This is a genomic window from Chitinophaga sp. (genome assembly GCF_036566945.1).
Taxonomy (GTDB): Bacteria; Bacteroidota; Bacteroidia; order Chitinophagales; family Chitinophagaceae; genus Chitinophaga.
In genome coordinates, this window is the sequence record NZ_DATCVJ010000667.1 from 1 (window position 1) to 4,148 (window position 4,148).

A 4,148-nucleotide genomic window follows, 5' to 3' on the forward strand; every position below is an offset into this window, starting at 1 on the left:
TATTTATGGTGGAAAGAGCGCGACAAGGGTATTACCTTTGTGAGGTATGAGGAGTTTGGGATAGACATGCCGGTGAATTATAAGATCCATGGGATCGATGTGTCTAAATTTCAGAAAGAGATTAACTGGCAGGCTGTAAAACAGATGCAGGTAGATAAGATTCGTATATCCTTTGCGTTTATAAAAGCAACGGAAGGTATTACCCGGCAGGACGCGGCTTTTCGGCAAAACTGGGACAGGGCAGGTAAAGCCGGATTAATCAGAGGGGCTTACCACTTTTTTTACGCCACCCGGGATCCATTGAAACAAGCCATTAATTTTCATAACGTAGCCGATCTGCAATCAGGTGATCTGCCACCGGTACTGGACATAGAAACCAGCAATAATCAGCCTGCCGCCGTTATCCGCAGCACTGCAAAAATCTGGCTGGAGGAAATGGAGAAGGTCTATAAAGTAAAGCCGATCATTTATACGAATATCCACTTTTACGAAACCTATCTTGGCAACGAATTCGACAGCTACCCTTTGTGGATTGCGCATTATTATCAGAAAGAACGGCCACGTTCCGACCGGGCCTGGATGTTCTGGCAGCACAGTGATATTGGGAGGGTGAACGGCATCCGCACCACCGTAGATTTTAATGTATTTAAGGGAGATAGCGCGGCACTTGCCAAACTGTGCATACCTTAGTAACGCATATCATTCACTATGGCAGAAGAACCCGTAACACAGGGAACACCGGAAGAAGTACCGGAGCCCGATCCTAACAAGATGGACTATGAGTTGTTTCATTTCCTCATAAAAATCATGCGTACGATCTTCATTGGTTTTTTCTGGATGATGATCAACGTCTTCTTTGGCCTGTATCTGGGCTTTGGCGTGCCGGAGGAATCTACCCCCGGCAGAATGTTTTTTTTCTACACCTGGTTTGGCGTTACACTGGTTGCCTACATTTATTATGTATGGCGTGCCTGGCGAAAAAAAATGAGTGCGCCCTGATTATTGAATCAGACTTCTTTTGCCGAGTTCCATGGTCCAGTTATTCATGTACAAGCCCACACCTATTTCAGTAAAAGTGGGATCCATCATGTTATGACAATGCTTTGGACTGCTCAGCCAGCCTAGAATTACCGCCTGTTCATCCATACTGCCAACGGCAATATTTTCACCATAATAATTCCAGTGATAACCGGCAGCATCCAGTCTCGCACCTGGCGTGGTGCCGCTTGGAGAGTTGTGGTCAAAGTATTTGTTGATCACCATGTCTTTGCTATGATCATAGGCCGCTCTTTCCAACAGGCCATTCCAGATCACTGCACCTACCGGTGGCATCTGATCGGCTCCACATTTGCAGCCATGGCTGCGTAGCCCATTTACCAGCACCAGCAGTACGTTGCGATCCACTTTGTTTTCAGGTACGATAGAAGTGTCTGCCGGCGGCGTTTTGCCAGCTTCATTGGGGGTAACACCGGCGCTTTTGGTGCAACTGCAATAGATTATAATGGCCATCATTGAGATAGCGATACGGATAATTTTCCCGGACATAACCAGTAATAAGTTATAGTAAATAGATACCGGGTTCTAAACAGGACTTGGATTAAAACTAAAAAATTGGCTTTAGGAGGAACTTGATTAAAACTACACTTGGTTGCTCAGAGGTTATGGGTTAAAACATCAACGAGGCCCTAAAGGTAAGGTGTAGATATGAGAAATTCATTACAGCTTTTGTAAATCTAATGTTAATCACAACTGCTATATTTCCGCAGGGCGTCGTTGTGTTTCTTTCCCATTGTGAATCAGGCATTTGGGGAAAGGATGCCCCGGATACAGTTCGCTAAACCCCTTAAAATGGCCGTTTTCGGGGTGGAATAGTCTTTGTAAATCTTCTCATGAACACCCATATTTTTCATCAAATCAGGATATCATGAAAAAAAGTGCAGCAGATAATAACTCCGGAACATATCAGCAAAGGGAGAAGAAGCCGGTGGATATACTGGATACAGATAAGGGTACTACTACACGTAATCCCATGCATGGCGACTTATCCGATACACCGGAAAAGGAAAACAAAGCTGTCAGGGACAGTGAAGCATCAAAAAAGAAAAAGCATTGAACATATTACCATATAATATGAAAACCCTATTTCTTAATTAAGGGAGCTTCAATAATCCTTTAATGTTGTGGTGTATATTGGCCATCCTATTCCTGGGATGGTTTTTTTTAGCTGCTATGGTCTGCAATGATTTTCCATTCCCCTTTCATCTTTTTCAACACCAGGCTGAAATGTCCTTCCAGATCTCCGATGGTTCTTTGCAGGTGCCATTTACCGATTAACAGGTATATACCGGCCGCCAGGGGCTTGAATTCCAGCAGTTTAAAATCCAGTTTCCCCATGGTCGTGGCATCGGGATAGGTTTTTTTGTAGCGGTCCAGCGTGGCTTGCCAGCCATAGGTTACGCCGTTTTTACCAATAAATAATAAGGAATCAGAATGCCAGTAGGTTTGCATAAAAGCATTGATATCTCCATTATTCCAGGCAGTGGTTTGCGCGGTCATCAGGGCAGTAATTTTTTGTTGGTCGCCCTGCTGGGCTTTCAGGGCTTGCGTAGGAAACCCAGCCAGCGCCCCCAATAGTGTAAGGAACAGAATAAAACGCATGTTAAATTTTTAGCAAAAGATAAACAGTTTTTCCGATGTAACGCAATGCTGATTATAGTAACTTTGCAGCATTATTTTTAGCACATCACTTACAATTATATTTAAAAATCAACAGTTTATGCCCGGATATGAACTATTTGGAGCCGAGGAAAGGAAAGAAGTAAACGACGTACTGGAAACAGGTATCATGATGCGTTACGGATTTGATGGTCCGCGTAAAGGCATCTGGAAAGCAAAGGAGCTGGAACAGGCCATTTGCGATAAACTGAATGTACAGTATACCCAGCTTGCTTCCAGTGGTACCGCTGCATTAACCACAGCGATGGCTGCACTCGGACTGGGTGCCGGCGATGAAATTATCATGCCCACCTTTACCTTCGTCGCCAGCTTTGAATCTGTATTTTCTGTAGGTGCAACACCTGTGCTGGTAGATGTGGATGATACCCTTACACTGGATCCTAAAGCAGTGGAAGCGGCCATCACGCCACGTACCAAAGCAGTGATGCCGGTGCATATGTGTGGCGCCATGGCGGATCTGGATGCACTGCAGGCGATCTGTAAAAAACACAACCTCTTTCTGCTGGAAGATGCTTGTCAGTCTTTCGGCGCCTCTTACAAAGGGAAAGCATTGGGTTCTATCGGTGATGCCGGTACGTTCTCTTTCGACTTTGTAAAAACCATTACCTGTGCAGAAGGCGGTGCTATCATTACCAATAACAAAGATATTTATACTAAATGTGACGGCTACACGGACCATGGTCATGATCACCTCGGGGTAGACCGCGGTGCTGATCTGCATCCGTTTATCGGCTACAACTACCGTATTTCTGAGCTGCATGCTGCTGTAGGTTTGGCGCAGGTACGCAAGCTGGATACTTTCCTGGCGATACAACGTAAAACCAAGAAGATATTCAAGGATGCATTGGCTACCGTGCCCGGCGTAACTTTCCGTCGCTTACCGGATGAAGCCGGCGACAGTGCTACGTTTCTGTCGTTCTTCCTGCCGGAAACAGCCCAGGCAGCGAAAGCTGCTGCTGCGATGAAAGCCGCAGGTTTAGCTGCGTTTCATTACTATGATAATAACTGGCATTACATCCGTCAGTGGCAGCACTTCAAAGAAGGGGGCGTATTAACTCCTTTTGCAAAAGAGCTGAAACAGGCCATGGAAGTGTATAAAACAAAAGAATTCCCGGCTTCTGATCTGATCATTGGCAGAAACATTTCCACGCCTATTAACCTGAGCTGGAGTGATGCAGAAATCCAGGAAAGAGCGGAGAAACTGGTGAATGCTGTTAAGAGCGCATTATAAGTTCACGCAAGGACGCAAAGCAGCTAAGCAGCAAAGAAATTTGTAACTTAATCCTTTGCTGCTTAGCTACTTCGCTCCTTTGCGTGATCAAAAACATATTACATGAGAAAAATTGCGTTGATACCTGCCCGTTATGGAGCATCCCGTTTTCCAGGCAAGATGATGGCAAAACTGGGTGATA

Annotated in this window: 6 protein-coding genes; 4 read left to right on the plus strand and 2 right to left on the minus strand. The window is 45.2% G+C overall.

Annotation, left to right across the window (positions count from 1 at the left end; genetic code table 11):
- The coding region (locus VIP81_RS20305; protein ID WP_331965411.1) for a glycoside hydrolase family 25 protein at nt 1-690 on the plus strand (690 nt) is incomplete at its 5' end.
- 18 nt (nt 691-708) lie between these two features.
- The gene (locus VIP81_RS20310) at nt 709-999 is read left to right on the plus strand and encodes a hypothetical protein (RefSeq protein WP_331965414.1); all 291 of its coding nucleotides are present in this window, start codon (nt 709-711) and stop codon (nt 997-999) included.
- On the opposite strand, the gene VIP81_RS20315 is transcribed toward VIP81_RS20310, so the two are convergent.
- Nucleotides 1,000-1,512: a CAP domain-containing protein gene (locus VIP81_RS20315; RefSeq protein WP_331965417.1), complete on the minus strand. Its 513-nt coding sequence runs from the start codon at nt 1,510-1,512 to the stop codon at nt 1,000-1,002.
- Between the two features lie 412 nt (nt 1,513-1,924).
- Between VIP81_RS20315 and VIP81_RS20320 the strand changes: the two genes are divergently transcribed.
- Entirely contained in the window at nt 1,925-2,113 is a 189-nt protein-coding gene (locus tag VIP81_RS20320) for a hypothetical protein (RefSeq protein WP_331965420.1), read from the plus strand.
- Between the two features lie 107 nt (nt 2,114-2,220).
- On the opposite strand, the gene VIP81_RS20325 is transcribed toward VIP81_RS20320, so the two are convergent.
- Nucleotides 2,221-2,658, minus strand: a complete 438-nt coding sequence (locus VIP81_RS20325) for a YybH family protein (RefSeq protein WP_331965423.1) — start codon at nt 2,656-2,658, stop codon at nt 2,221-2,223.
- 118 nt (nt 2,659-2,776) lie between these two features.
- Between VIP81_RS20325 and VIP81_RS20330 the strand changes: the two genes are divergently transcribed.
- Nucleotides 2,777-3,967 carry a DegT/DnrJ/EryC1/StrS family aminotransferase gene (locus tag VIP81_RS20330; protein WP_331965426.1) on the plus strand — a complete coding sequence of 397 codons (1,191 nt, stop codon included), beginning with the start codon at nt 2,777-2,779 and terminating at the stop codon, nt 3,965-3,967.
- Nucleotides 3,968-4,148: the final 181 nt, after the last annotated feature.

Coding starts and splice junctions, on each gene's coding strand:
- VIP81_RS20320 (WP_331965420.1), top strand. CDS start 1,925: ATGAAAAAAAGTGCAGCAGATAATAACTCCGGAACATATCAGCAAAGG.
- VIP81_RS20325 (WP_331965423.1), bottom strand. CDS start 2,658: ATGCGTTTTATTCTGTTCCTTACACTATTGGGGGCGCTGGCTGGGTTT.
- VIP81_RS20315 (WP_331965417.1), bottom strand. CDS start 1,512: ATGATGGCCATTATAATCTATTGCAGTTGCACCAAAAGCGCCGGTGTT.
- VIP81_RS20330 (WP_331965426.1), top strand. CDS start 2,777: ATGCCCGGATATGAACTATTTGGAGCCGAGGAAAGGAAAGAAGTAAAC.
- VIP81_RS20310 (WP_331965414.1), top strand. CDS start 709: ATGGCAGAAGAACCCGTAACACAGGGAACACCGGAAGAAGTACCGGAG.